This window comes from Luteimonas sp. A482 (assembly GCF_054072655.1).
Genome location: NZ_JBSVRO010000024.1, coordinates 1 through 657, shown reverse-complemented (window position 1 = coordinate 657; position 657 = coordinate 1). Strand labels below are relative to the sequence as shown.

The following is a 657-nucleotide window of genomic DNA, read 5'->3' as shown; positions in this document are numbered from 1 at the left end:
CGGGCGATGACAGCGTGGCCCTGGGCCAGGCGGCGATGGCCACGGGCGCGGAGAGCGTGGCGGTGGGCGGCAGCTCGTTCCTCGGATTGTTCCCGACCGAAGCCTCGGGTGACTACTCGACGGCAGTGGGTGCGGGCGCGTGGGCGACGGGTACCAACGCCACGGCGCTGGGCAACTTCGCCACGGCGGCAGGTGAGGACAGCACCGCGCTGGGCGCAGGCAGCCTGGCCACCGCAGACAACAGCGTGGCGCTGGGCATGGGTTCGGAAGCCGATCGGGACAACAGCGTGTCGGTCGGTGCCGCGGGCGCAGAGCGCCAGGTCACCAACGTCGCAGCGGGCACCGAGGGCACCGACGCGGTGAACCTGGAGCAGCTGGAAGGTGCCACGGCCAGCAACCGCTACTTCCAGGCCACCGGCAACGACGACGACCCGAGCGACGATGTCGGCGCGTACGCCGAAGGTGCGTATGCGACCGCGTCGGGCGAAGCGGCCAATGCCTACGGCCAGGGCGCGTCGGCCTACGGCAGCGGCGCATATGCCGACGGCCAGTACTCGACCGCTTCGGGCTTCAACGCCACCGCGACGGCCGACAGCGCGACCGCAGTGGGCGGCAGCCTGTACTACGAGGATCCGGACACGGGCGAAGTGCTGCTCG

Annotated in this window: 1 protein-coding gene; it reads left to right on the top strand. The window is 71.4% G+C overall.

The window, feature by feature from the left end; translation table 11 throughout:
• Nucleotides 1-14 precede the first annotated feature (14 nt).
• On the top strand, nucleotides 15-657 hold a 643-nt coding region (locus ACW5DW_RS17110; RefSeq protein WP_457020505.1), incomplete at its 3' end, for a YadA family autotransporter adhesin.